Source organism: Rhodococcus sp. ACT016 (genome assembly GCF_050477185.1).
Lineage (GTDB): Bacteria > Actinomycetota > Actinomycetes > Mycobacteriales > Mycobacteriaceae > Prescottella.
On record NZ_JBEAET010000001.1, the window covers coordinates 781169 to 805707 of the forward strand.

28 protein-coding genes are annotated in these 24539 nt (G+C 70.3%); 16 read left to right on the forward strand and 12 right to left on the reverse strand.

Features of this window, described 5'->3' with window-relative positions:
• Positions 1-13 precede the first annotated feature (13 nt).
• From ACQ5DX_RS03685 to purH, 5 genes are all read left to right on the forward strand, one after another.
• Positions 14-1405: a DUF2252 domain-containing protein gene (locus tag ACQ5DX_RS03685; protein ID WP_430331330.1), complete on the forward strand. Its 1392-nt coding sequence runs from the start codon at positions 14-16 to the stop codon at positions 1403-1405.
• An 83-nt stretch (positions 1406-1488) separates the two neighbouring features.
• On the forward strand, positions 1489-2322 hold the full coding sequence (locus ACQ5DX_RS03690) for a DUF5336 domain-containing protein (RefSeq protein ID WP_430331331.1): 834 nt from the start codon (positions 1489-1491) through the stop codon (positions 2320-2322).
• Between the two features lie 70 nt (positions 2323-2392).
• Entirely contained in the window at positions 2393-3973 is a 1581-nt protein-coding gene (locus ACQ5DX_RS03695; RefSeq protein WP_430331332.1) for a cell division protein PerM, read from the forward strand.
• 18 nt (positions 3974-3991) lie between these two features.
• Positions 3992-4669 (forward strand): phosphoribosylglycinamide formyltransferase, encoded by a 678-nt coding sequence (purN, locus tag ACQ5DX_RS03700; protein ID WP_430331333.1) that lies wholly within the window; start codon positions 3992-3994, stop codon positions 4667-4669.
• Entirely contained in the window at positions 4662-6215 is a 1554-nt protein-coding gene (gene purH / locus ACQ5DX_RS03705) for a bifunctional phosphoribosylaminoimidazolecarboxamide formyltransferase/IMP cyclohydrolase (protein WP_430331334.1), read from the forward strand. The genes purN and purH overlap by 8 nt, the downstream gene beginning before the upstream one ends.
• Positions 6216-6272: 57 nt before the next feature.
• Here the strand turns inward: purH and ACQ5DX_RS03710 are convergent, their stop codons facing one another.
• Together ACQ5DX_RS03710 and ACQ5DX_RS03715 are read right to left on the reverse strand one after the other, a co-directional pair.
• Positions 6273-6521, reverse strand: coding sequence for a hypothetical protein (locus ACQ5DX_RS03710; protein ID WP_430331335.1), 249 nt, complete (start codon positions 6519-6521; stop codon positions 6273-6275).
• A 318-nt stretch (positions 6522-6839) separates the two neighbouring features.
• Positions 6840-7805 carry an alpha/beta fold hydrolase gene (locus ACQ5DX_RS03715; protein WP_430331336.1) on the reverse strand — a complete coding sequence of 322 codons (966 nt, stop codon included), beginning with the start codon at positions 7803-7805 and terminating at the stop codon, positions 6840-6842.
• A gap of 84 nt (positions 7806-7889) precedes the next feature.
• Here ACQ5DX_RS03715 and ACQ5DX_RS03720 point away from each other — a divergent pair, with 84 nt between their 5' ends.
• The 3 genes from ACQ5DX_RS03720 to ACQ5DX_RS03730 are packed head-to-tail and all read left to right on the forward strand — an operon-like array spanning position 7890 to position 11662.
• Positions 7890-9284 (forward strand): ATP-binding protein, encoded by a 1395-nt coding sequence (locus ACQ5DX_RS03720; protein ID WP_430331337.1) that lies wholly within the window; start codon positions 7890-7892, stop codon positions 9282-9284.
• 24 nt (positions 9285-9308) lie between these two features.
• Positions 9309-11252 carry a vWA domain-containing protein gene (locus tag ACQ5DX_RS03725; protein WP_430331338.1) on the forward strand — a complete coding sequence of 648 codons (1944 nt, stop codon included), beginning with the start codon at positions 9309-9311 and terminating at the stop codon, positions 11250-11252.
• Between the two features lie 35 nt (positions 11253-11287).
• Positions 11288-11662 carry a hypothetical protein gene (locus ACQ5DX_RS03730; RefSeq protein ID WP_430331339.1) on the forward strand — a complete coding sequence of 125 codons (375 nt, stop codon included), beginning with the start codon at positions 11288-11290 and terminating at the stop codon, positions 11660-11662.
• Positions 11663-11672: 10 nt separating this feature from the next.
• On the opposite strand, the gene ACQ5DX_RS03735 is transcribed toward ACQ5DX_RS03730, so the two are convergent.
• Both ACQ5DX_RS03735 and ACQ5DX_RS03740 read right to left on the reverse strand, forming a co-directional pair.
• Positions 11673-12056, reverse strand: coding sequence for a VOC family protein (locus ACQ5DX_RS03735; RefSeq protein WP_430331340.1), 384 nt, complete (start codon positions 12054-12056; stop codon positions 11673-11675).
• Positions 12053-12361, reverse strand: a complete 309-nt coding sequence (locus ACQ5DX_RS03740; RefSeq protein ID WP_430331341.1) for an ArsR/SmtB family transcription factor — start codon at positions 12359-12361, stop codon at positions 12053-12055. The genes ACQ5DX_RS03735 and ACQ5DX_RS03740 overlap by 4 nt, the downstream gene beginning before the upstream one ends.
• A gap of 141 nt (positions 12362-12502) precedes the next feature.
• Here ACQ5DX_RS03740 and ACQ5DX_RS03745 point away from each other — a divergent pair, with 141 nt between their 5' ends.
• Together ACQ5DX_RS03745 and ACQ5DX_RS03750 are read left to right on the forward strand one after the other, a co-directional pair.
• Entirely contained in the window at positions 12503-13921 is a 1419-nt protein-coding gene (locus tag ACQ5DX_RS03745) for an amidase (RefSeq protein ID WP_430331342.1), read from the forward strand.
• 20 nt (positions 13922-13941) lie between these two features.
• A complete protein-coding gene (locus ACQ5DX_RS03750; protein ID WP_430331343.1) occupies positions 13942-14637 on the forward strand; it encodes a response regulator transcription factor in 696 nt (231 codons plus the stop codon).
• A gap of 10 nt (positions 14638-14647) precedes the next feature.
• On the opposite strand, the gene ACQ5DX_RS03755 is transcribed toward ACQ5DX_RS03750, so the two are convergent.
• The 8 genes from ACQ5DX_RS03755 to rpmB all read right to left on the reverse strand — a co-directional run bounded on the left by ACQ5DX_RS03755 (position 14648) and on the right by rpmB (position 19726).
• Positions 14648-15574: an AEC family transporter gene (locus ACQ5DX_RS03755; RefSeq protein ID WP_430331344.1), complete on the reverse strand. Its 927-nt coding sequence runs from the start codon at positions 15572-15574 to the stop codon at positions 14648-14650.
• Between the two features lie 70 nt (positions 15575-15644).
• Entirely contained in the window at positions 15645-16421 is a 777-nt protein-coding gene (locus ACQ5DX_RS03760) for an ABC transporter ATP-binding protein (protein ID WP_430331345.1), read from the reverse strand.
• Positions 16418-17452 carry an iron chelate uptake ABC transporter family permease subunit gene (locus ACQ5DX_RS03765; protein ID WP_430331346.1) on the reverse strand — a complete coding sequence of 345 codons (1035 nt, stop codon included), beginning with the start codon at positions 17450-17452 and terminating at the stop codon, positions 16418-16420. The genes ACQ5DX_RS03760 and ACQ5DX_RS03765 overlap by 4 nt, the downstream gene beginning before the upstream one ends.
• Positions 17449-18636, reverse strand: a complete 1188-nt coding sequence (locus tag ACQ5DX_RS03770; RefSeq protein ID WP_430331347.1) for an ABC transporter substrate-binding protein — start codon at positions 18634-18636, stop codon at positions 17449-17451. The genes ACQ5DX_RS03765 and ACQ5DX_RS03770 overlap by 4 nt, the downstream gene beginning before the upstream one ends.
• 103 nt (positions 18637-18739) lie before the next feature.
• Positions 18740-19000 (reverse strand): 30S ribosomal protein S18, encoded by a 261-nt coding sequence (gene rpsR, locus ACQ5DX_RS03775; RefSeq protein ID WP_430331348.1) that lies wholly within the window; start codon positions 18998-19000, stop codon positions 18740-18742.
• Positions 19001-19009: 9 nt separating this feature from the next.
• Complete coding sequence (gene rpsN, locus ACQ5DX_RS03780) at positions 19010-19315, reverse strand: 30S ribosomal protein S14 (RefSeq protein WP_430331349.1); 306 nt, start codon at positions 19313-19315, stop codon at positions 19010-19012.
• Between the two features lie 4 nt (positions 19316-19319).
• Positions 19320-19484 carry a 50S ribosomal protein L33 gene (gene rpmG / locus ACQ5DX_RS03785; protein ID WP_430331350.1) on the reverse strand — a complete coding sequence of 55 codons (165 nt, stop codon included), beginning with the start codon at positions 19482-19484 and terminating at the stop codon, positions 19320-19322.
• Positions 19485-19489: 5 nt separating this feature from the next.
• Complete coding sequence (gene rpmB / locus ACQ5DX_RS03790) at positions 19490-19726, reverse strand: 50S ribosomal protein L28 (RefSeq protein ID WP_430331351.1); 237 nt, start codon at positions 19724-19726, stop codon at positions 19490-19492.
• An 85-nt stretch (positions 19727-19811) separates the two neighbouring features.
• Between rpmB and mrf the strand changes: the two genes are divergently transcribed.
• From mrf to ACQ5DX_RS03820, 6 genes are all read left to right on the forward strand, one after another.
• On the forward strand, positions 19812-21077 hold the full coding sequence (gene mrf / locus ACQ5DX_RS03795; protein WP_430331352.1) for a ribosome hibernation factor-recruiting GTPase MRF: 1266 nt from the start codon (positions 19812-19814) through the stop codon (positions 21075-21077).
• A complete protein-coding gene (locus ACQ5DX_RS03800; protein ID WP_430331353.1) occupies positions 21074-21343 on the forward strand; it encodes a type B 50S ribosomal protein L31 in 270 nt (89 codons plus the stop codon). Before mrf ends, ACQ5DX_RS03800 begins: the two co-directional genes overlap by 4 nt.
• A 3-nt stretch (positions 21344-21346) precedes the next feature.
• The gene (rpmF, locus tag ACQ5DX_RS03805; RefSeq protein WP_430331354.1) at positions 21347-21520 is read left to right on the forward strand and encodes a 50S ribosomal protein L32; all 174 of its coding nucleotides are present in this window, start codon (positions 21347-21349) and stop codon (positions 21518-21520) included.
• 33 nt (positions 21521-21553) lie between these two features.
• Positions 21554-22165, forward strand: a complete 612-nt coding sequence (locus ACQ5DX_RS03810) for a trimeric intracellular cation channel family protein (protein ID WP_430331355.1) — start codon at positions 21554-21556, stop codon at positions 22163-22165.
• Between the two features lie 67 nt (positions 22166-22232).
• Entirely contained in the window at positions 22233-22919 is a 687-nt protein-coding gene (locus ACQ5DX_RS03815) for a response regulator transcription factor (RefSeq protein ID WP_430331356.1), read from the forward strand.
• A complete protein-coding gene (locus tag ACQ5DX_RS03820) occupies positions 22919-24382 on the forward strand; it encodes an ATP-binding protein (RefSeq protein ID WP_430335535.1) in 1464 nt (487 codons plus the stop codon). The genes ACQ5DX_RS03815 and ACQ5DX_RS03820 overlap by 1 nt, the downstream gene beginning before the upstream one ends.
• Positions 24383-24539: the final 157 nt, after the last annotated feature.

A 24539-nucleotide genomic window follows, 5' to 3' on the forward strand; every position in this document is an offset into this window, starting at 1 on the left:
GAGGTGAAGCGCCATGACCGACGTCGTCGATTTCCCCACCAGGACGGACCGCGCGCGCCGCGGAGAGGACGCACGTCGCCGTGTGCCCTTCGAGGCACTCGTCGACATCGGCCCCGGCGCGGAGCGCAATCCGATCGGTCTGCTCGAGGAGCAGGCCCGGACTCGGGTTCCCGACCTCGTGCCCGTCCGGTACAGCCGAATGGCCGTGGCGCCGTTCGCATTTCTGCGCGGTGCGGCCATCGTCATGGCCGACGATCTCTCGCGCACTCCCGACACGGGCCTCCGCGTCCAGTTGTGCGGGGACGCGCACCTCGGCAATTTCGGCATCTTCGCCACACCGGAGCGGCGGCTCGCGTTCGACCTCAACGACTTCGACGAGACCTACCCCGGGCCCTTCGAATGGGACGTCAAACGGTTGGTCGCGAGTCTCGAGGTCGCGTCCCGACAACTGGGGTTCGGGGAGAAGCGCCGTTCGCGCATCACCCGCGCGTGTGTCGCCGAGTACCGGGAGACCATGGTCCGGCAGGCCGGACTCGGCAACCTGGCGGTCTGGTACTCGCACATCGAACCGACGAGCGAATTGGTGCAGCTGCGCGACGAACTCACATCCGCGACCCGCAAGAGCAGCCGGAAACTGGTCGAGAAGTCCTGGCACTCCGACAGCGTCCAAGCGCTGGGGAAGCTGACGACGGTGGTGGACGGGAGGCGTCGGATCGTCAGCCGTCCGCCGTTGATCGTGCCGATCGAGGAGGTGTTCGCCGACGCGGATGCAGACGGGCTGTATCGCGAACTGCGCGCCCGGCTCCACGAGTACGGCGGCACGCTGCAGAGCGACCGCCGGATCCCGTTGGGGCAGTACGAGTTCGTTCAGGCCGCGCGGAAGGTCGTCGGCGTCGGCAGCGTCGGTACCCGGGCCTGGATCCTGCTGTTGCGGGGACTCGACGACGACGATCCGCTGTTCCTGCAGGCGAAGGAGGCGCAGCAGTCCGTGCTTGCGCGTTACCTCGACGGTCCGTCGTATCCGAGCGAGGGGCAGCGGGTGGTCGAGGGGCAGCGGGTGATGCAGGCGGCGAGCGACATCTTCCTGGGCTGGCAGCAGGGAGCGGGATACGACGGCGTGCGCCGCGACTACTACGTGCGTCAACTGCGGGACGCCAAGGCGTCGGTGTCGATCGAGGGGGCGACCCCGAACGGCGCGGAAATCTACGGCCGATTGTGCGGGCGGGTGCTCGCGCAGGCCCACGCCCGCTCCGGCGATCGGGTCGCGATCGCCGCCTATCTGGGTTCGGGCACCGGCTTCGACGAGGCCATCACCGCCTTCGCCCGCGCCTACGCCGATCGGAACGCCCGCGACCACGCTGCGCTCCTCGAAGCACTGGGGTCCGGACGGGTCGTCGGGGCATGATCACCCGGCGCTGCATCGGTGACGCCTGACGCGATATTGGGGGTAGCGTTCATGGGGTTGCGTTTCACCGACGAGGAGCAGACATGACTTACACCGACGGAGGGTCCTACGGGCAGCCTTCGCAGGCGTCGACCGGGACGGAGGAGAAGGGCCTGTCGTACTACCTCGGACTGGCCGTGGCCGCGCTCGGCATCGTGAACTTCCTGCTCGGGTTCGCGCCGTACGTCGAGAATTCGACGACCGTCGGCTTCGGGTTCTCGTTCACGCAGGACGCTTTCGAGAGCGGCGGTGCGCTCCCGCTGGCCTTCCTGCTCACCGGTGGTCTGCTCGCCGGGCTGTCGCTGCTGCCCAAGCAGGAGCACAGGGCTCCGGCGGCGGTCGCGTCGGTCGTGGGCTTCCTCGTGTCCTTCGTCTTCCTGCTGAGCCTTCCCGGCGGCGGCAGCCTCGCCGGCGGCGGCATCGCGATCCTGATCCTCTCGTTCATCCAGGCGGTCATCGCGGTCGCCGTCTTCCTGTTCGGCGCGGGCATCGTCAAGATGCCGCAGCCGCGGCCGTCGCGCACCCACGTCCACCCGGCCGCCTACGGCCATCCGCAGGGATACAACCCGCAGACCGGACAGCAGGGTTACGGCGCACCCCAGGGCTACGGCGCCCCGCAGGGCTACCCGCAGCAGATGCCCGGCTACGGCCAGCCCACGCCGCAGGCACCCCAGGGCTACCAGCAGCAGCCCACCGCCGGATACGGGCAGTTCCAGGCCTACCAGGCGCAACAGCCGACGCAGCACATTCCGCAGCAGCCGCCGGCGGCGCCTCAGCCGCAGGCCCCGCAGCCGGGCGCATCGGCCACGGACGACGCCGGAACCCCCACGCAGGCGTTCGACGCGCAGGCGTCCAAGGACAACGACGAGAAGAAGTGACGCAGCGGACCGAGCCGCGCCCCGGCGCGCCTGAGCGGCGTCTCTCGGCGTGGGTGCGACCCTCGATCCGATGACTTCACTGCTTGCTCGCGGCACCCGCCGCGACCCGTCCAGCCCTCCCGACCCGATCTCCGAGCAAGTGCGTGCGCTGCTCGGCGTGGCGCTGCGCCCCACAAGCGTCGCGATCGTCCTGATCAGCGCGGCCGTCCTCGTCACGTTGGTGTCGTCGAACAGCGCTCTCGCGGGTGCGGTCGGTGCCGTCGCGGCGGGGTGGCTGGCCCTGCACCAGGTGTCGTTGACCGTCACCGACGCACCGCTGGGAATCCTGCCGCTGCTGCCGACGGCTCTGCTGGTGTGGGCCGTCGCACGCGGCTGTGCCCGGGCGGTGACCCCCGAATCGTCGCTGCGGGACGCGGCGCGCGTCGTCGCGGCCGCGGTCGCCGGCCCGGTGGCGGCGACGCTGATCTCGCTCGCGGTCATCACCGACGCCGCGGTCGTGATCCCCTTGGAACCGCCCAGCGCACTCGAGGCCCTCGCCTGCGTGATCGGCATCCACCTGGTCGCGGCGTGCGCGGGCGTCGTGGCGGTGATCGGTCGCGCCGAGTGCGCCCGGTTGGGCGCCCCGGAATGGCTGCCCGCGGGCGTCCGCCCAGCCGCGCGTGCGGCGGGGCTGCTCTTCGCGGCCGGCGCTGCAGTGTCGGTCGCGTCACTCGTGTGGTCCTGGTCCGAGGTCGGCGGACTGCTCGACGATGGCCACGGGTTCGTCGGTCTGCTCGGGTTGACGGTGTTGTCGGTGCTGTACCTGCCGAACGTCGCGGTCGGTGCCGTGGCGGTGCTCGTCGGCGGCACCGCGCAAGCGGGCGGGACGACACTGAGCCTGTTCGAGATCGTCGGGGGACCGGTGCCGCCGGTTCCGGTCCTCGGCGGCGTTCCCACCACACTGGTGGGCAGTGCGTGGCCGGTCCTGCTTGCCGTACCGGTGACGGTGGGCGCGCTGCTCGGTCGTGACTGCGGGCGGCTGCGGCTGTCCGTGCAGGAGACCGTCTACACGGTCGCGTGCGCAGCCGCCGGCGTCGGCGTGCTCGCCGCGCTGGTGGGTTTCCTGGCCGGGGGCGACATCGGTTCGTACGGGTTCGTCGGCGTCGAACCGGTGGTGCTCGGGCTGGTCACGTTCGGCTGGCTCGCGGTGCCGGGAGCCGTCGTCGGGGCGTTGATCGCACGCCGGGGTGACGCCGGAACCGGTGATGACGAGGCCGAGTCGGAGGACGCCGACGGCACGCCGCCCGAGACGTCGCCCAGCGCGCCGGACTTCGAGGTCAAGCGGCTCGAGCGTCCCACGCTGCGGTACCGCTCGGCGCCCGTTCCGGAACTGGAACAGCCGGCCGTCGAGCAGGACGGCGCGGAACAGTCGGCACCGCAGCCGACCACGGAAGATGCGCCCACGGAGACGATCGTCGAGGCCGAGATCGTGTCGGAGCCGGCGGACCCGTCCGTGGTGAACGAGCCGTCCGGCGCGGACACGGCGAGCACCGCCGACGAGATCGAGGCCGACGTCGAGGAAGTCGAGGCGGAACCGGAGAAGAGCGAGTCGGAGGGCACCGAGGCGGCCGAAGGCGACCTGCCGGACGGTCCGGTGACCCCCAGAGACTAGGCTCTAACCCGGCCCGTCATGTGGCCGGACCGTCTCGAATCCAGGAGTAGTGCGCTGACTGCCACGCGTGACCAGCTGCGGCCCACAGTGCCCGCTCGGATCGTCGTACTCGCATCGGGGACGGGCAGCCTGCTGCAGGCGCTCATCGCCGCCACTCGGGCCGAAGACTACCCCGCGACCATCGTCGCGGTCGGGGTCGACCGGGACTGCGCCGCGACCGAGCACGCCGCCGACGCGGATGTCGCGCATTTCCGGGTCGCGTTGCGCGACTATGCGGACCGCGCAGCGTGGGACGTCGCGCTCACCGAGGCCGTCGCCGCGCACCAGCCCGACCTCGTGGTCAGTGCCGGTTTCATGAAGATCCTCGGCCCCGCGTTCCTCGAGCGCTTCGGCGGCCGCATCATCAATACGCACCCCGCGTTGCTGCCCGCCTTCCCGGGCGCGCACGCCGTGCGGGACGCGCTCGCGTACGGCGTCCGGGTGACCGGTTCCACGGTTCACCTGGTCGACGGCGGCATCGACACCGGCCCGATCCTGGCGCAGGAGCCGGTCGAGGTCCGCGCCGACGACGACGAGGCCACGCTGCACGAGCGCATCAAGACTGTTGAACGGCGACTGTTGGCCGAGGTCGTGGCCGCCGTCGCCCTCCGAGGTGTTGTTTCCGACGGACGAAAGGCCGTGATCCCAAGTGAGTGAACGCAAGGCTGTGCGCCGCGCACTCGTGAGCGTCTACGACAAGACCGGCCTGGTCGAGCTGGCCACCGGCCTGCACCAGGCCGGTGTCGAGCTGGTCTCCACCGGCTCCACCGCCGCCAAGATCGCCGACGCCGGCATCCCGGTCACCAAGGTCGAGGACCTGACCGGCTTCCCCGAGTGCCTCGAGGGTCGCGTCAAGACGCTGCACCCGCGCGTGCACGCCGGCGTCCTCGCCGACACCCGCAAGCCCGAGCACCTCGCGCAGCTCGAGGAGCTGGGCATCGAGGCGTTCCAGCTGGTGGTCGTCAACCTGTACCCGTTCACGCAGACCGTCGCGTCGGGCGCCACCCCGGACGAGTGCGTCGAGCAGATCGACATCGGCGGCCCGTCGATGGTGCGCGCTGCCGCCAAGAACCACCCATCCGTCGCGGTCGTCGTCGACCCCGCGAAGTACGAGGGCGTCCTGGCCGCGGTCGAGGCCGGTGGCTTCAACCTCTTCGAGCGCACCGCGCTGGCGGCGCAGGCGTTCCAGCACACCGCGTCCTACGACGTCGCGGTCGCCACGTGGATGACGTCCACGATGATCGAGTCCGACGAGCAGTTCCCGCGCTGGGTCGGCGCGACGTGGGACCGTTCCGCGGTGCTGCGGTACGGCGAGAACCCGCACCAGGCGGCGGCGCTGTACGACAGCCCTGCCGGCCCGGCGGGCCTGGCGCAGGCGAAGCAGTTGCACGGCAAGGAGATGTCGTACAACAACTACACCGACGGTGACGCCGCGTGGCGTGCCGCGTACGACCACTCCGAGCCGGCGGTCGCGATCATCAAGCACGCCAACCCGTGCGGTATCGCGGTCGGCGCCGACATCGCCGAGGCGCACCGCAAGGCGCACGCGTGCGATCCGGTCTCCGCGTTCGGTGGCGTCATCGCCGCCAACCGTGAGGTGACCGTCGAGATGGCCGAGCAAGTCGCCGACATCTTCACCGAGGTCATCATCGCCCCGTCGTACGCGCCGGGTGCCGTCGAGGTGCTGAACCGCAAGAAGAACATCCGCGTGCTCGAGGCGGCCGTCCCCGACGCCACCGGCATCGAGCTGCGCCCGATCTCCGGCGGCACCCTGCTGCAGGAGCGCGACGTCCTCGACGCCGACGGTGACAACCCGGCCAACTGGACGCTGGTCGTCGGTGACGCCGCGGACGAGAAGACGCTCGCGGACCTCGAGTTCGCTTGGCGCGCTTGCCGTGCCGTGAAGTCCAACGCGATCCTGCTGGCGCACGACGGTGCCTCGGTGGGCGTGGGCATGGGCCAGGTCAACCGTGTCGACTCCGCGCATCTCGCGGTGCAGCGTGCCGGTGACCGCGCCAAAGGCTCGGTGGCCGCGTCCGACGCGTTCTTCCCGTTCCCGGACGGCCTGCAGGTCCTGCTCGACGCCGGTGTCCGCGCCGTCGTCCAGCCGGGTGGCTCGGTCCGCGACAACGAGGTCATCGAGGCCGCCCGCGAGGCCGGCGTCACCCTCTACCTGACCGGTGCGCGCCACTTCGCGCACTGATCGGACAGCTCTGACGACGCTCCCTCGTCAGTGGCTCCCGGCCTGGCTCACCAGCCTTCAGGCCGCGAGCCCGGACGGGGGAGCGTCGTGCTGTGCGGAGGCGAGCAGCGCGCGGGCGCTGGCGTCGTCGGTGCCCGAGATGACCAGGCGTGCCGCGCCGCGGGCGATCAGTTCGCTGAGCAGTTCCGCGGCGCCGGAGTCGTGGCCGGGATCGACGTGACGCAGGTCGATGGTGACGACCTGGCCGGTGAGGTCCCCGGGCAGGTTCTGGGTGGTGGCGCCAGCGGCGCCGATTCGAAGCTTCATGTGGTTCTCCTGACTGGAAGTAGATAAAAGAAAAGGCACCCGAGGCGGTGTGCCTTCGGGTGCCCGAGAGAGGTTCCGGTTACGGGGAACTCGTCTCTCGGAGGCACTTGAAGAAGGCTGCGTGCTTGTGCGACGCGGGTACGGCGAAAAACGCGTGCTTGTTTACGTGCATTGCGGCAAATACCGGAATCTTGGCGTGCATCGCGACCGTACCTTTCTCGTGTGTGCCCGCTGGTTAACGGAGAACCATACAGCAGTGTCCGCCGGACGACATCTCGGTTTTTCGTCGAGCGTGTCGTCCGGCGCGGCAGTGGAACCTCAGAGGCTGCGGAGCCAGCCCTCGAATCCGCTGGTGAACTCCGTCGACCACGGCAGCGGCTCGATGTAGTCGGCGCCGGTCGACGGAGCGTCGCCGATCTCCTTGAGCACGTGGTTCGCCGTCGTCATCCGCACCGACGTGACCGCCGTGTGGGCGAGCGCGGCGTCGAGGGCGTCGACGTCGGCGCAGTCGAGCTGGATGTCCTTGGCCGAGCAGCTCGTCACCACCGGCAGCCCGGCGGGCAGACGACCCGCGAGCTCGCGGGGATCCAGCGCGTCCTCCTCGGCGAGAGCCCGAGCGTTCGCGGGCACCAGGCCGGCCGCGCGCAACGGGTCGGGCAGATCATCGCTGAGCGTGGCGTCGCTGCGCAGCGACTCGACGGCGCCGGCCAGGGCCAGTCGCAGCTCGTCGGCCAGTTCGACGGGCAGCTGCCCGGCCCCGACGACGGCGGTGAGCTGGCTGTCGATCTGCGTGGTCAGCAGGTCCAGCAGGCGCACGCTCAGCGGCTCGAGCAGACCCAGTCCTGCGACGTCGGCGCCGCTGTCGGCGAGGGCGAGCGCGATGAGCGCGCCCTCGCTGTGGCCGACGACGTACACGCGGTCGGGGTCGACGGCGGCCCGGCCGGCGAGGAACTTCAGCCCTGCGGCCGCCGAGTCGACGAACACGGAGAAGCCGAGATCACCGATGTCCTCGACGTCGTACGGGCCCAGTCCGGTGGTGCCGCTGCCGAGCTTGTCGTAGCGCAGGCTCGCGAACCCGTGCTGCTCGAGCAGGTCTGCGAGGAACTCGAGCGTGCCGATCGAGCCGGGCAGCAGCGCGCTGTCGCCGTTGCGGTCGGTGGGCCCGCTGCCGGCCAGCAGCAGCACGGCAGGCACCGGGGAGTCCTCGCCGGCGCCCGCGGGGAGGCGGAGGCTACCGTGCAGCGTGATGGCGCCGGTGGTGAACGTGATCGCGAAGTCGGCCATGACCTGTGTTTATCAGAGCGCGTCGACCGCGGTGCGCGCGACGGCAGTCCGGGTGCCGAATCGCCAGAACACCCGTAGCTTGGAGTGGTGACTGCCACACCGCCTGCGCACCTGCCCCGGACCGTCGGCGAACTCCGCGCGTCCGGTCACCTCCAGCGTTCGGTCAAGGACGAGATGCGCGAGAACCTGCTCGCGGCCCTCCGGGACGGCGTCGATCCGTGGCCGGGCATCGTCGGTTTCGAGGAGACCGTGCTGCCGCAGCTCGAGCGCGCGCTCATCGCCGGTCACGACGTCGTGCTGCTCGGCGAGCGCGGTCAGGGCAAGACCCGCCTGCTGCGCACGCTGTACCTGCTGCTCGACGAGTGGACGCCCGTGATCGCCGGCTCCGAACTGGGTGAGCACCCGTACGAGCCGATCACCCCGATCTCGCTGCGGCGGGCCACCGAGCTGGGGGACACGCTGCCGGTCGCGTGGCGGCACCGCAGCGGACGGTACGCCGAGAAGCTCGCGACGCCGGACACCTCGGTCGCGGACCTCGTCGGCGATGTCGACCCGATCAAGGTCGCGGAGGGGCGCAGCCTCGGCGACCCGGAGACCATCCACTTCGGACTGGTGCCGCGCGCCCATCGCGGCATCGTCGCGATCAACGAGCTACCGGACCTTGCCGAGCGCATCCAGGTGTCGCTGCTGAACGTCATGGAGGAGCGCGACATCCAGGTCCGCGGCTACACGCTGCGGTTGCCGCTCGACGTGCTGTTGGTGGCCAGTGCCAACCCGGAGGACTACACCAACCGCGGCCGCATCATCACCCCGCTCAAGGACCGGTTCGGCGCCGAGATCCGCACGCACTACCCGTCGCTGCTCGAGGACGAGATCGCGGTGATCCAGCAGGAGGCGAACCTGCAGGCCGTCGTCCCGCACCATCTGCTCGAGGTCCTGGCGCGGTTCACCCGGCTGCTGCGCGAGTCGACGTCGGTGGACCAGCGCTCCGGGGTGTCAGCCCGCTTCGCGGTGGCCGGCGCCGAGACCGTCAGCGCGGCGGCGGTGCACCGCAGCGCGGTGCTCGGCGAGGCGGATGCGGTGGCCCGGCCGATCGACCTGGGCACGATCGTCGAGGTGTTGCGCGGCAAGGTCGAATTCGAGTCCGGCGAGGAGGGCCGCGAACTCGAGATCCTCGAGCACCTGCTCCGGCGCGCGACCGCGGACACCGCCCGCATCCGGCTCGGTGGGATCGACCTCGCACCGCTCGTGACGGCGGTGGAACTGGGGCAGCCGGTGGTGACCGGGGAACGCGTCACCGCGAAGGCCCTGCTCGGGGAACTGCCCGAACTCGAGGTGCTCGACGAGGTCGCGGCCCGGCTGGGGGCCGAGTCCGACGGCGAGCGGGCGTCGGCCGCGGAACTCGCGCTGGAGGGCCTGTACCTGGCCCGGCGGATCTCCAAGAATCCCGACGAGAACGGCCAGGCCGTCTACTCGTAGTCGGCATTCGGATTGGGAGGCAAGATGTCTCGCGGCGCACGCTACGGCCCCTACGAGGGCGGTGATCCGCTGGCCCCACCGGTGGATCTGAGGGAGGCGCTGGCCGCGATCGGCGACGACGTCCTCGAGGGGGCGTCGCCGCGACAGGCACTGCGGGAGCTGCTGCGACGCGGGTTCGGTGACCGGCGCGGGCTCGACGATCTCGCGGCGCAGGCGAATCGCCGACGCCGAGAACTGCTGCAGCGCAACAATCTCGGTGGGACGCTGGACGAGGTCCGGGAGTTGCTCGACCGTGCGGTGCTCGAGGAACGCAAGACCCTCGCCCGCGCGCTCGACGACGACGCCCGCTTCGCCGAAATGCGGATCGAGGAACTGCCGCCGTCGACGGCGCAGGCCGTGGCGGATCTCGCCGACTACGACTGGCGCAGCAGTCAGGCCCGGGAGGACTACGAGAAGATCCGCGACCTGCTGGGCCGCGAGCTGCTCGACCAGCGTTTCGACGGGATGAAGCGGCTGCTCGAGGGCGCCACCGACGAGGATCGCCAGCGGATCCGGGAGATGCTCGAGGACCTGAACTCGTTGCTGGACAGTCATGCTCGCGGTGAGGACACCACCGAGCAGTTCCAGGAGTTCATGGACCGGCACGGCGAGTTCTTCCCCGAGAACCCGCGCAACACCGACGAACTGCTGGACTCGTTGGCCCGGCGGGCCGCCGCCGCGCAACGGCTGAGGAACTCGCTCACCCCCGACCAGCGCGCCGAACTGGATGCCTTGGCGCAGCAGGCCTTCGGTGACCCGTCGCTCATGAACCAGCTGGACCGACTGGACGCACACCTGCAGGGGGCGCGGCCAGGCGAGGACTGGACCGGGTCGGCGCAGTTCCGCGGCGACGAGGGACTCGGGCTCGGGGAGGGGACGTCGGCGGTCGCGGAGGTCGCCGATCTCGAGCGGTTGTCCGAGCAACTGTCGCAACAGTATCCGGGTGCCCAGCTCGACGACATCGACACCGAGGCTCTCGCCCGACAGCTCGGCGACCAGGCCGTGGCCGACGCGCGCACCCTCGCCGACCTCGAGCGGGCACTGCAGCAGCAGGGGTTCTTCGACCGTGCCCCGGACGGCCAGTGGCGGCTGTCGCCGAAGGCGATGCGGCAACTCGGCCAGACGGCGCTGCGGGACGTGGCCGGGCGGCTCGCGCACCGCGGTGGGCAGCGCGAGACCCGACGCGCCGGTTCGATGGGCGAGCCGACCGGGGCGTCGCGGCCGTGGGAGTTCGGCGATGCCGAACCGTGGGACGTCACGCGGACGCTGACGAACGCGATCCTGCGCGAACCGGGCCGGATGCCGGTGCGGATGACGGTCGCCGACGTCGAGGTTGCCGAGACCGAGCAGCGGGCGCAGGCGGCGGTGGCGCTGCTGGTGGACACGTCGTTCTCGATGGTGATGGACGGACGCTGGGTGCCGATGAAACGCACCGCGCTCGCACTGAACCATCTGGTGACCACACGGTTCCGGGGAGATGCGTTGCAGCTCATCGGGTTCGGTCGCTACGCCCAGACTCTCACCGCCGCGGAGCTTGCCGGCCTGGACGGCGCCTGGGACCAGGGCACGAATCTGCACCACGCGCTGCTGCTCGCGGCCCGGCACTTGCGGCGGCACCCCAACGCGCAGCCCGTCGTGCTGATCGTCACCGACGGCGAGCCCACCGCCCACCTCGAACCCGACGGGCAGGCGTTCTTCGACTACCCGCCCAGTGTGCGGACCTTGGGGCTGACGGTGCGCGAACTCGACACCCTCGCCCGACTGGGCGCGCAGGTCACCATCTTCCGGCTCGGCGACGACCCCGGCCTCGCTCGGGTGGTCGACCGGATGGCCCAGCGCGTCGGCGGCCGCGTCGTCGCACCCGACCTCGACGGCCTCGGCGCCGCCGTCGTCAGCGACTACATGCGGATGCGTCGCCCGCAGCGGTGATGGACTTCGGTCCCGGACTCGGTCAGGATGAATCCGTGCCCGTGCGAAGGATTCTCGTCGTCACCGCGTGTGTGATCCTCGGATTGTCGTGGCTGTTCATGGTCGTCACCGGCATTGCCCAGGGCGATTGGATGCTGCTGTTCTGGCAGTTCCTGCTGGCAACGATGGCGTTGGACTGGTGGCGGGACCGCCAGGGGAAGCCGTCGATGCCGATGGATACGCCCCGTCAACGGCTCGCGTCCGGGGCGATCGCGCTGGTGATCGGGATCGGGGGCGGCGCGATGGTCGTCACGCAGGAGGCGTTGCTCGCGCGGATCGCCGGGGGAGTCCTGGTCGTGGCGGCGCTCGTTTTCCTGTATCTCGTGCTGTCGAGCATTCGGAAACCGCAGCAACCCGCCGACCCTGCCTGAGGTGTCGCCGCTACTGGCTGGCGATCTGGATCAGGTTCCCGCACGTGTCGTCGAAGACCGCGGTGGTGACGGGCCCCATCGTCAGTGGCTCCTGGGTGAAGACGACGCCCAGTGCCTTCAGGCGCTCGTATTCGGCCTGCACGTCGTCGACCGCGAAGGACGTGGCCGGGATCCCGTCCGCCACGAGGCCCTTCTTGTAGGCCTGGGCGGCCGGGTGCTCGTCGGGCTCGAGGACCAGTTCGGTGCCGTCCGGATTCTCCGGGGACACGACGGTGAGCCATTTGTGCTCTCCCAGTGGAACTTCGGTCTTCTTCACGAAGCCGAGGACGTCGGTGTAGAACGCGAGCCCCTTGTCCTGGTCGTCGACGTGCAGGCTCGTCAGGTTGATCCTCATGGTGCCTCTTCCTCTCGGTCGGGGTCTCGGTCCGGGGTCGGTATCGGCCAGCGGTCAGCGATCGTCCGCAGCGGAGTGGTGTCGAGATGGTGGAACTTGTATCGGCCCTCGCGACGGGTGCGGAGCAGTCCGGCCTCCTCGAGTACCGCGAGATGCTGCGAGACGGCCTGCCGGGACGACCCGAATCCGTGTTTGGTGACCAGGCGGGTGCACAGCTCGAACAGCGTCTGCCCGTCGCGGTCGACGAGCTCGTCGAGGATCGCCCGCCGCGTCGGGTCCGCCAAGGCTCTGAACAGGTCACCCACGACTGAACAATAGGCAAGCAATGACTTGCCTGTCAATGTCGAGCCGGTGCACCATCGGTCGGATGACCGATGGTGCCGGTGTGACGGCGGTCATAGCGTGGCGTTCGTCTTCGAAACACGTCACCGTGAAGGGCGGTTCCCATGAACACATCGGATCTGGGTTGGATGCCGGCTACCGAGATGGCTGCGCAGGTCGCCTCGAAGAAGTTGTCGCCCAACGAGATCGCGGAGGAGATGATCCGTCGCGTCGAGGAGATCAACCCCTCCGTCAACGCGATCGTGCACTTCGACGCCGAGCAGGTGCGCCGCGACGCCGCCGAACTGACGCGCGCGCAGGACGGCGGCGAGGCGTTGGGTCCCCTGCACGGCGTCCCGTTCACGATCAAGGACCTCACCGACGTCCGCGGGCTCCCGACGACGTTCGGTCTGAAGCCCATGCGCGACAACATCGCCGAGCGCGATGCGGTGATCGTGACCCGGTTGCGGCAGGCCGGTGGTCTCTACCTCGGCAAGACCAACACTCCGGAGAGCGGCTACTACGGCGGCACCGACAACCACCTGTTCGGGCCCACCCACAACCCGTGGAAGTCCGGGCACACCGCCGGCGGATCGAGCGGCGGCGCCGCCGCGGCCGTCGCCGCCGGACTCGGCCCGCTCGCCGAGGGCAGCGACGGCGCCGGGTCGGTCCGGATCCCGTCGGCGCTGTGCGGCGTCGTCGGACTCAAGCCGACGACCGGGGTGATCCCGCAGACGATCCTGCCCGGCCGCTACAACAACTGGGCCTACCACGGGCCCATCACCCGGACTGTTGCCGACAACGCGCTGATGCTGGACGTCCTGGCCGGGCCGGACCATTCGGATCCGCTCAGCATCGAGCGGGTCGAGTCGTCGTACGTCGAGGCGGCGCGCGGCGGCATCGACGGTCTGCGGGTCGCGTGGTCGCCGAACCTCGGCCTCGGCCACGTCGAACCGGACGTCGCGGCGGTGTGCGCCGAGGCGGTCGCGTGCTTCGAGGAGATGGGCGCCAAGGTCGTCGAGGCCACGCCCGACTGGGGCGATCCGTCGGAGGCGATGTGGCACGGCATCTGGGTGCCCGGCTTCGCCGGTGAGCACGACATGCTCGACTGGGACTCGCTGCACGGCCAGGTCGACGACAATCTGATCGAGCTCATCCACGAGGGGCGGCGACTGACCGGCGTCGACTACGGTCGCGCCGACGCCTTCCGGGGACGCATGTGGGACACCTGGACCGAGTTCATGAACGACTACGACGTCCTGATCTCGCCGACCCTCTCGTCCGCGACCTTCCCGTTGACCCAGTTCGCGCCCGACTGGCTGCAGGGCAAGTCGCTGCGCGAGCAGTTGCTCGACTGGCTGCTGACCTACCCCTACAACATGCTGAACAATCCGGCGATCACGGTGCCGGCCGGCTTCACTCCGGACGGCCGACCCGTCGGTCTGCAGATCGCGGCGCGGCACCGTCAGGATTCGCTCGTGTTGCGGGTCGCGGCCAACCTCGAGCAGGCGCGACCGTGGGCCGAGCGGCGCCCGGTGGCGTAGGTCACAGGTACATTCGGGCCATGAACGAGTGGTGCGAGACGGTGGCCGCGGATCAGGACCTGCTGGCGTCCCGAGCCCCGGTCACCGTCGCGCACGGCCTGCTCTCGCGGTGGTCCGCCGAACTCGGCTACGTCGCTGCGGCGATCACGTACCGCCGCCGCGGCGATCGGGCGCATCAGGTGCTCGCCAACGGCGGCTATGCGGCGCCGGTCGCGGAGTACCTCGCCGGCGAGTTCGTCGATGACGCCCGAATCTTCGACCACATCCGGGTGGCGTCCGGCAGGCCCGTGTGCTGGGAGGACGTCCCTGACTTCGAGCGCACGCCCGCGGTGGAGGACGTGCTGCGTCCCTCCGGATTCCGTGAGGGCTCGTCGGTGGCACTGGGTCTGGACCGCGGCCGAGTCACGAGCGTTCTGCACGTGAGCTTCGCCCGCCCACAGGTGGATTCGACGGCCCGCGCCGGAATCGAGGCACTCGCGCGCCAATGCCGCCGCATCGTCACGGATCAGGGCGATCGCGAGGCGTTCCGGCTCAGCAGCCGTGAACACGAGATCCTCGCGCTCGTCGCGCAGGGCGCGAGCAATGCCGAGATCGCGGCGGAACTACTGATCAGCAGGCGCACCGTGGCGACCCACCTGGAGAACATCTTCGCCAAGACCGGGACGCGGTCCCGGGTCCGGCTGGCGGTGCGCGCCACCGAACTGGGCATTCTGTGAGCCGAGCGGCTCAGGTCAGCAGCGTCGTGACGAGCGCGATCGCGGGGATCGAGGCGAGTGTCGTGACGAAGGCAGCGTCGCGCGAGAGGACCATGCCGCGCTGGTAGCGGCTGGCGTAGACGAACACGTTCTGTGCGGTGGGGAGCGTCGCCACGACCACGACGGCGAACAACTCGTGGCCGTCGAGGCCCAGCAGGAAGCGGGCCATCAGGTACGCGAGGACCGGCTGGACGCAGATCTTGAGGACCGATGCGAGCGCGACGTCGCGGCGCGGGCTCGCGCCCTTCTCGAGCACCCGGACCCCGTACAGCGACAGGCCGAACGCGAGGAGCGCGCCGGGAACCGAGGCGCCGCCGATCAGCCGGAACGGCTGCATGAGCGCCTCGGGTGGCGTCCACCCCGACACGGCCACAGCCAGTCCGGCGGCGCCCGCCAGCACGATCGGGTTCTTGAACGGCGCGGTGATCGTCTCGAGCCGGGAGGCGCCCTGGCGCATCGTGCTGACGTCGAGCACGGTCAGCGCGATCGGCGAGAAGATCATGATCTGGAACAGCAGCAGCGGCGCGACGAACGACGCGTCACCCAGCACGAACACCGCGATGGGGATACCGAGATTCGCCGAGTTGACGTACGACGACGCGAGCGCGCCGATCATCAGCTCGGGTAGCGGTCGTCGCAACCAGACCCTGGCGACGGCCAAGTAGATGCCGGCGACCGCGAAGGCGGTGGCCGCGGCGACCACGAGGGTCGGGGAGAAGACCACCGACAGGTCGGAGTTCGCGAGGGTGTCGAACAGCAGCGCCGGCGTCGCGACGAAGAACACCAGGCGGCTCAGGACGAACTGGCCGTGCTCGCCGAGGGTGCCCGTGCGACCGAGGAAGAACCCGATCGCGATGACGACGAAGATGACTGTGAAACCCGCGACTACACCCGACACGCCGCGGGGCACCTCCAAAAACCGAACCGAAACTCGGCGGAAAGTCTAGACCCGACCCTTGACCGGGAATTCAGGGAGTGTCGAGTCGGAAGATGCCGTCGTCCGGGTCGAAGCGGACGCGACGCGAGTCGAAGGCCTGCCGGATCGCGCCTGCCGCGACGAGGGACGCGGGGGTGCCGTCCACGACGGTGCCGTCCCCGGCGGCCAGCCACACGTGCCGCGAGGTGCGCAGCACCAGTTCCACGTCGTGGGTCGAGAGCAGCACGGTGATGCCCGCGTCGTCGGCGATCTCCTCGAGCAGCGCCAGGAGTTCGACGCGGGCGGCGACGTCGAGGAACGCGCTGGGCTCGTCCAACACCAGCAGCGACGGCTGCTGCACCAGTGCCCGCGCGATCAAGACCCGCTGGCGCTGGCCGTCGGACATCTGGTGCAGCCGGACGTCGGCGAGGTTCGTGGCGCCCATCCGCTCGAGGCTGTCGGCGATCAACTTCTTCTCGTCGGCGCTCAGACGGGACGCGAATCCCTGGTGTGGCAGTCGGCCGAGCGCGGCCACCTCGCCACCGGTGAGGAGGCCGCCGTCGACGCGGTCGGTGAGGACCACCGCGATCCGGCGGGCCCGCTGTGCCGGCGGCAGGGACGTGACGTCGGCGCCGTCGAGCAGTACCTTCCCGCCGAGCACCCGCTGCAGCCCGGCGACCGACCGGAGCAGCGTCGACTTGCCGGCGCCGTTGGGGCCGAGCAGAGCCGTCACCTGCCCGGCGTGCGCAGTCAGGTGCAGGTCGGTGAGCACCTCACGCGGCGGGCGGCCCGGGTAGCCGACCGTCACGCCGTCGAGCACGAGCGTCATGCCATACCCGCCTTGGCTCGGCGCGAGCGCAGCAGTACCAGGATCACGACCGGGGCGCCGACCAGCGCGGTCACGACGTTCAGTGGCAGCACGCCGTCGCGTCCGGGCAGCTGCGCCACCACCGAGCACAGCAGCGACACCGCCGCCCCCATCAGGACCGCCCCGGGCAACAGCAGCCGGTGATCCGACGTGCCCAACGCCAGCCGTGCCAGGTGCGGGACCGCGATGCCGAGGAACGCGATGGGTCCGCAGAACGCGGTGACGGCGCCCGCGAGCAGGGCCGACGCGGTGATCGCGACCGCTCGGGTGCGCAGCAGGTGCACGCCCATCGAGTTCGCGTAGTCCTCGCCGAGCAGCATCGCGTTGAGCGGACGCACGAGCGTCGCCGCGAGGACGACACCGACCAGCACCACCGGCACCAGCACCCGCAGGTCCGACCACGACGCGCCCGAGTACGAGCCCAGGCCCCAGAGAATGAACTGCTGCATCTGCGCAGGCTGGGAGAACGCGACCAGCAGCGACACCACGGCGCTCGTGACCGAGCCGACCATGACGCCGACGATCAGCAGCGTCACCACCGATTGGACCCACCGCGAGATCGCGAGCACCAGCAGCAGCACCGCGAGCGCGCCCACCGCGGCGGCGGCCGCGACGCCGAAGCGGCCGGTGCCGGCGACGGCCGCGAACACCCCCGCCCCGGCGCCCGACCCGAGCACGACCAGGGCCACGCCCAGGCTCGCACCCGACGACACCCCGAGGATGTACGGGTCGGCGAGCGGGTTCGCGAACAGTGTCTGCATCAGCAGCCCGGCGACCGCCAGCGCGGCGCCCGCGCATGCCGCAGTGACGACGCGGGGCAGCCGGATGTCCGCGATGAGGGTGGTCCAGCGGCTGGTGCCTGCGTCGCCGGTGAACAGATAGCGGACGGTGGCGTCGAACGGGATCGTCACCGACCCCACCGACACCGCCAGCACGGTCGCCGCGACGACGAGCGCGACGAGGGCGGTGACGGCGGCAGCGGTCCGGCTCACTGCAGCTGGCGGTAGAAGGTGAACTCGTGGCCGGGCAGCAGCTCCGGATGGGCGATCGCGATGAGGTCGGCCAGCACCAGGTCGGGGCGCAGCACGCCCTGTTCGTAGATGTCGAGGGCGCCGGCATCGGTCACGCGCGCGGACGACGTCCACACCTGCCCGTCGCGGAACGCCGCGAACTCGGCCAGTCGTGGCTCGGCGGCGAGCGCCTCGGCCTTGGTGGTGTTCGACGAGGTGCTGATCGCGAGCGGGAACGCACCCGCCTTCGCGAACACCGTCTCGAGGTCGGTCTGCAGGCTGCCGGTGCCCGGTTCGGTCATCCACGGGTGGGTGATGTGGGCGGTCGAGTACAGCGCGTTGGAGTAGCTGGCCAGCGGCACGGACCAGGCGCCCTGGTAGGGCAGACCCGGGACGATCGACACGGGCGCGGTGTCCGCGGCCAGGCTCGTGTACTTGTCGTAATCCGCGACGATGCCATCGAACGTCTCGGTGGCCTGCTTCTCGGTGCCGGTCAGCGCTGCGAAGAACTTGATCCACTCGGCGCGGCCCAGCGGATCGGTCTCGAGCCAGTCGTAGTCGTCGAGGACCGGGATCTTCGATCGCTCGATCACCGCGAACGCGGGGTCGGTGAAGCCTCCGGTGACGAATGCCTGCGGAGCGTGGGCGACGACGGCCTCGGCGTCCACCTGGCCGGCGGTCGCGAACTGCACGACGTCGGCGTCGGCGATGCGCTTGCGCGCTGCGTCGCTGTAGACGTAGTCGGCGCTCGCGAAGCCGGTGAGCGCGTCGAGCTTGCCGAGCGCCTCCAGGCTGGGCAGATGCGTCGTCGACTCGGCGAACAGGTCCGTCACCGGCGTGGTGACCTGCTGCGCTCCCGCCAGGTCACCCTTCATGTCGGGCGCCGGGGCGCCGCACTTGGTGAGCACGTACGACTCGTCGGGCTGGCCGGGCTGCCGGACGGTGAGCACCTGGTACGAGTTGTGGTACTCGATGTCGAAATTCTGCGCGTACTCGATCGTCTGCTTGTCCGGGAAGTAGTCGACGCTCGGGTCGAAATCGGTGATGCAGTCCGCGCCCGCGGCACCGGACACCGATGTCGAGGAATCGGAGGAGCAGGCGGCGAGGCCGCCCACGGTCAAAGCGGTCGCAGCGAGGACGGCGACGGTACGGAGCGAAATCGACACCCGGAGAATCTAGCGCGGCCAGGTGGCATCGCCGATGCACACCCGCGATGCACGAGGGGCCGCGCTGTCGGGTAGACGGCGCGGCCCCTCGTACGTCTGTCGGCTACCGACTGGTGATGAACGGCAGCAGCGCCATTTCGCGGGCGTTCTTCACCGCGATGGCGACCTGCCGCTGCTGCTGCGGGGTCAGGCCCGTCACGCGGCGGCTGCGGATCTTGCCGCGATCGGAGATGAACGTGCGGAGCAGGTTGACGTCCTTGTAGTCGACGTACTCGATCTTGGCCGCGAACAGCGGGTTCTTCTTGGGCTTACGGCCCGCGTCCGCGCCGCGGCCCTTCTTCGACGGTGCCCTCTTGACTGCCATTGCTCTTCCTTACCAGCTCGACTTGTGTACGCCTGGCAGTTCCCCGCGGTGGGCCATCTCGCGTACCCGCACGCGGGAAAGGCCGAACTTTCGCAGGTGACCGCGCGGACGTCCATCCGCGGCGTCTCGATTGCGCAATCGTACCGGACTCGCGTCCCGCGGCAGCCCTGCCAGCCGAAACTGTGCGGCCGCACGTTCATCGGGAGTGGAGGACGGACGGCGGATGGTCGCCTTCAGTTCCGCGCGCAGCGCGGCGTAGCGCGCGACGACCACCTTGCGCTGCTCGTTCCGAACGATCTTCGACTTCTTGGCCATGCGCTCAGCGCTCCTCTCGGAAGTCGACGTGCCGACGCACCACCGGGTCGTACCGGCGCAGCGTCAGGCGGTCGGGATCGTTGCGACGGTTCTTGCGGGTGTAGTACCGGTAGCCGGTGCCCGCCGTGGAGACGAGCTTGACCAGCGGGCGGATCTCGTTGCGTGCCATGGTTTTCAGACCTTCTCTCCGGCCGCCCGCATCCGGGCGACGACGGCCTCGATGCCGTCGCGGTCGATTGTTCGAATGCCCTTCGGGGTCAGGCGCAGGGTGACCCGGCGGCCCTCGCCCGGCAGGAAGTACGTCTTGGTCTGGATGTTCGGGTTCCAGCGTCGGCTGGTCCGTCGGTGGGAGTGCGAGACGGACCGACCGAAGCCGGGTCGTCTGCCGGTCACCTGGCAGCGAGCGGACACGGGTGCTCCTTTCCGGCCGGGAGTGGCCAGTTAATGAAAACGGTTGTCGTTAGCCGACGGCTGAGTGTAGTCTCGCTAATCGTTAATGACAATCGTTTTCGAAAGGGGCTGGATTGTGGCTGCGAAGCCGGACGGCCGCACCCCGCTGATCGTCGTGAGCGGGTGGAGCGGGCCGGTTCACGAGACCGCGCACTCGTTCCTCGGCGACCGGGAGACGCCCACCGTCGTGGTGCGACACGACCTCGCTGACCTCGGCCAGGGCGTCCTGCGTCGGACCCTCACGAGCGGGCCGGCGGATGCGCCCGAGGTGACCACCGAGGTCCTCGAACTGGCCCACGGGTGCGTCTCGTGCACGCTCCGCTACGACCTGCTGCCGTTGCTGCGGCGACTGCACGCCCGCAGCTCGGTCGGCCGCATCGTCCTCGAGCTCGACCCCGCGCTCGAGCCCGAGGCGGTGTGCTGGGCGGTCGAGCACGTCCCGGTGGTCGGCGTCGTCGGACAACTCGACGGACCCGCGGGCCGTGACGTCCGGGTCGAGGCCGTCGTGACCTGCCTGGACGCCGAGGCGTGGTGGGAGGCTGCGACCGGTGACGACGATCTCGACGACGACCGGACCGTCGCGCAGGTCGCCGTCGGGCAAGTGGCGTTCGCCGACGCGCTGGTCGTCGACGACCACGTCGCCGATCCCTGGGTGACCCACCGGGTGGCGGCGGTGCTCGCGAGGCTCGCGCCCGGTAGTCCGATCTCCGCGGCGGCCGACGGTCCGGCGCTGCTGGCGCGCGTCGGCGCCGACGCCCGGCGCGGTCGCGTCGACGGAGCCCACTCGCCGCTGCTCCGAGGCCGACCGCCGCTCGACGTCGACCACGGGGTCGCGCTGGTCGAGTTCACGGCGCGGCGGCCGTTCCATCCCGGGCGCCTGCACGAGGCGATCGACGTCCTGCTCGACGGCGTCGTCACCGCCCGCGGCCGGCTCTGGCTCGCGACCCGGCCCGACGTCGCGCTGTGGCTCGAATCGGCGGGCGGGGGACTGCGGGTCGCCGCGGCCGACCGCTGGCTCGCGGACATGACCGACGACGAACAGCGCGACGTCGACGCCGAGCGGCGCGCGCTCGCCGCCCTGCGCTGGGATGACCGTTTCGGCGACCGGGACACCTCGATCGTCGTCCTCGTCCACGACGCCGAACCCACCGCGATCACCGCGGCGCTCGATTGGGCGCTGCTCACCGAACGTGAACTCGCCGACGAGGAGGCGTGGCACACCTGGGACGACCCGTTCGGCGAGTTCCACACCGACCCCTGCGCGCCGACCGCTCTCGGCGCGCTCGAGAAGAATGGAGAAACGACATCGTGAAAACCGGAATCCACCCCGACTACCGACCCGTGGTGTTCCAGGACGCCAACACCGGCACGGCGTTCCTGAGCAGGTCCACGGCCCGCAGCGAGCGCACCGTGGAATGGGAGGACGGCCGCAGCTACCCGCTCGTCGTCGTCGACGTCACCAGCGCGTCCCACCCGTTCTGGACCGGCGCGGACCGCATCGTCGACACCGAAGGCCGCGTCGAGAAGTTCGAGCGCCGGTACGGACGCCGGGTCCGTCGCGGAAGTCGGGAGGGCTGAGCGGTGGCGGTACCGAAGCGGCGCCTGTCGCGCGCCAACACCCGCAGCCGTCGCGCGCAGTGGAAGGCGACTGCCCCGGACCTGGTCACCGTCACCGTGGGTGGGGAGAGGTTCCGGGTACCGCGCCGGCTCGTGCGCGCCGTGCGACTCGGTGTGGTCGATCCGACACGCCTGTGATCGTGCGCGCCGCCTCCGTGCGACCCTGTCCGCGTGTTGCTGAAGATCCTCGAACTGGTGGGCATCGTGGCGTTCGCCGCGTCGGGAGCCCTGGTCGGGGTGAGCAAGCGCTTCGACATCTTCGGGGTGTGCGTGGTCGGCGTGTTCACCGGCATCGGCGGCGGCATCGTCCGTGACGTGCTGCTCGGGATCCATCCGCCCACGTCGCTGACCAGTTGGCCGCTGTTCGGGACGGCCGCCGCGACGTCGGTGATCGTGTTCTTCGTGCACTCCGCACTGGGGAGACTCCGGCGCGAGATCCTCGTGCTGGACGCGCTGGGCATGGGGCTGTTCGCGAGCACCGGAGCGGCGATCGCCCTCGAGGCCGACGCGGGTCCGCTCGCGTCGGCCCTGATCGGGGCGACCGCCGCGATCGGCGGCGGCGTCCTGCGCGACGTCCTGGTCAACGAGGTCCCGCTGCTGCTGCACCGGGACCTGTACGCCATTCCCGCACTGGTGGGCGCGGCGCTGGTCGTCGTGGGATCGTCGGTCGGCATGAGCCACGACGCGTCCCTCGTGCTCGGCACGGTCGTCGCCACGACGTTGCGACTGGTCGCGATGTGGCGGCGGTGGAGCCTGCCGGGGCCCCGGATGCCCCGCGAGTGAGCGACACGCCGTCTGCTCACCGGGTACCTCTCAGCGGGATCTCAGTCGGCGGGGCCAAAATGTCGGCATGCGCATTTTGGTGGTCGACGACGACCGAGCGGTCCGCGAGTCGCTGCGACGGTCTCTCAGCTTCAACGGCTACACCGTCGACCTCGCCGTGGACGGTGTCGATGCGCTCGAGAAGGTGACCGCTTCGCGCCCCGACGCGCTGGTGCTCGACGTCATGATGCCGCGCCTCGACGGGCTCGAGGTGTGCCGACGGCTACGCAGCACCGGCGACGACCTCCCCATCCTCGTGCTCACAGCGCGTGATTCGGTGTCCGAGCGGGTGGCCGGCCTCGACGCCGGCGCCGACGACTACCTGCCCAAGCCGTTTGCGCTCGAGGAACTGCTCGCGCGACTGCGTGCGCTGCTGCGCCGCGCGGCCCCCGCCCCCGGCGAGGAGTCCGAGACGATGCAGTTCGAGGACCTCACCCTCGACCCGGTCACCCGCGAGGTGACCCGCGGCGGCCGTTCGATCAGCCTCACCCGCACCGAGTTCGCGCTGCTCGAGATGCTGATGGCCAACCCGCGCCGGGTGCTCTCGCGCAGCCGCATCCTCGAGGAGGTGTGGGGGTACGACTTCCCGACGTCGGGCAATGCGCTCGAGGTGTACGTCGGCTACCTGCGCCGCAAGACCGAGGCCGACGGCGAACCCCGATTGATCCACACCGTCCGCGGAGTCGGCTACGTCCTGCGGGAGACACCCCCGTGATGGTCACGCCCTTCAACCGGGCGGGCGACCGCCCCCACGGCCCGAACGCGCCGATCGGGCCGATGCCGCCGCCCCGGCACGAGATGCGTCCGCCGATGCCGCTGACGCGGTCGGTGTCGCTGCGGTGGCGTGTGACATTGCTCGCGGCGTCGGTCGTCGCCATCGCGGTGGCCGTCATGGCCGTCGCCGCCTACGCGGTCGTCTCTCGGGCCCTGTACGCCGACGTGGACAAGCAATTGCAGTCGCGCGCGTCGGCGATCGTCGACAACGACCTCATCACCTTCGACCCGCGGTACATCGCGGGCGCGACCCTGTACACGAGCGATATCAGTGTGGCGCTGATCTTTCCCGACCTGAACAAGTACATCCCACCGGGTTCGGCGGTGCCGATCGGCGCACCCGAAGTGGCGGTGGCGCGCGGCCAGCGGGACTTCTCGCTGCGGACGGTCGAGGACAACCGCGTCCTCGCCGAACGCACCCGCGACGGCAGCACCCTGGTGATCGCGCAGCGACTGCAGCCCACCAAGGACGTTCTCGACCGCCTCGCGTGGGTGCTGTTCGTCGTCGGCGGCTGTGGTGTGGTCCTGGCGGCGGCCGCCGGAACCACCGTCGGCCGGACCGGTCTGAGACCGATCGCGAGACTCACCGCGGCGGCCGAACGCGTCGCCCGCACCGACGACCTCACACCGATCCCCGTGACCGGCAACGACGAACTGGCCCGCCTGACAGACAGTTTCAACACGATGCTGCGTGCGCTGGCCGAGTCGCGGGCGCGGCAGGGCCGGCTCGTCGCCGACGCCGGGCACGAACTGCGCACCCCGCTCACGTCGCTGCGCACCAACATGGAACTGCTCATCGCGTCGAGTCGGCCCGGGGCACCGCACATTCCGGACCAGGACATGGCCGAACTCCGCGCCGACGTCATGGCCCAGATCGAGGAATTGTCCACGCTGGTGGGTGACCTAGTGGACCTCGCCCGCGAGGACGCGCCGGAGACGATCTTCGAACTCGTCGACCTCCGCGAGGTCGTGGAGCGCTCGCTGGAGAAGGCCCGACGACGGCGCAACGAGATCGACTTCGAGGCCGTCACCACCCCGTGGTTCGTCTACGGGGACCACGCTGGTCTGTCCCGGGCGGTGCTCAACGTCCTCGACAACGCGGCGAAGTGGAGCCCGTCCGGCGAACGCGTCGACGTCACCATGCGTCAGATCGGGGACCGACTGCTCGAGCTCACCGTCGACGACGCCGGCCCCGGCATCCCGGTCGAGGAGCGTGAACTCGTCTTCGAGCGGTTCTACCGGGCCACCGCGTCGCGGTCGATGCCCGGATCGGGGCTGGGTCTGGCCATCGTCCGGCAGGTGGTCGTCAAACACGGCGGCACGATCGCCGTCGAGACGTCCGATCGCGGTGGTGCCCGGATCCGCATCGTGCTGCCGGGCGAACCCGACGCCGACGCCCGCTGAACCGGTCGTTCGGGTCGTCCGGCGGAGCCGTGGTGGTATTCGCGGCAAGGACACGGGAAACTGAAAGCGGCGTCTCAGGGGCTTCTCAGCCGTGCCGGGCAGTCTGAAGTCAACGACCGGACCAGAGCCGCCCACCCAGGCGGTCATGAACGAAGGC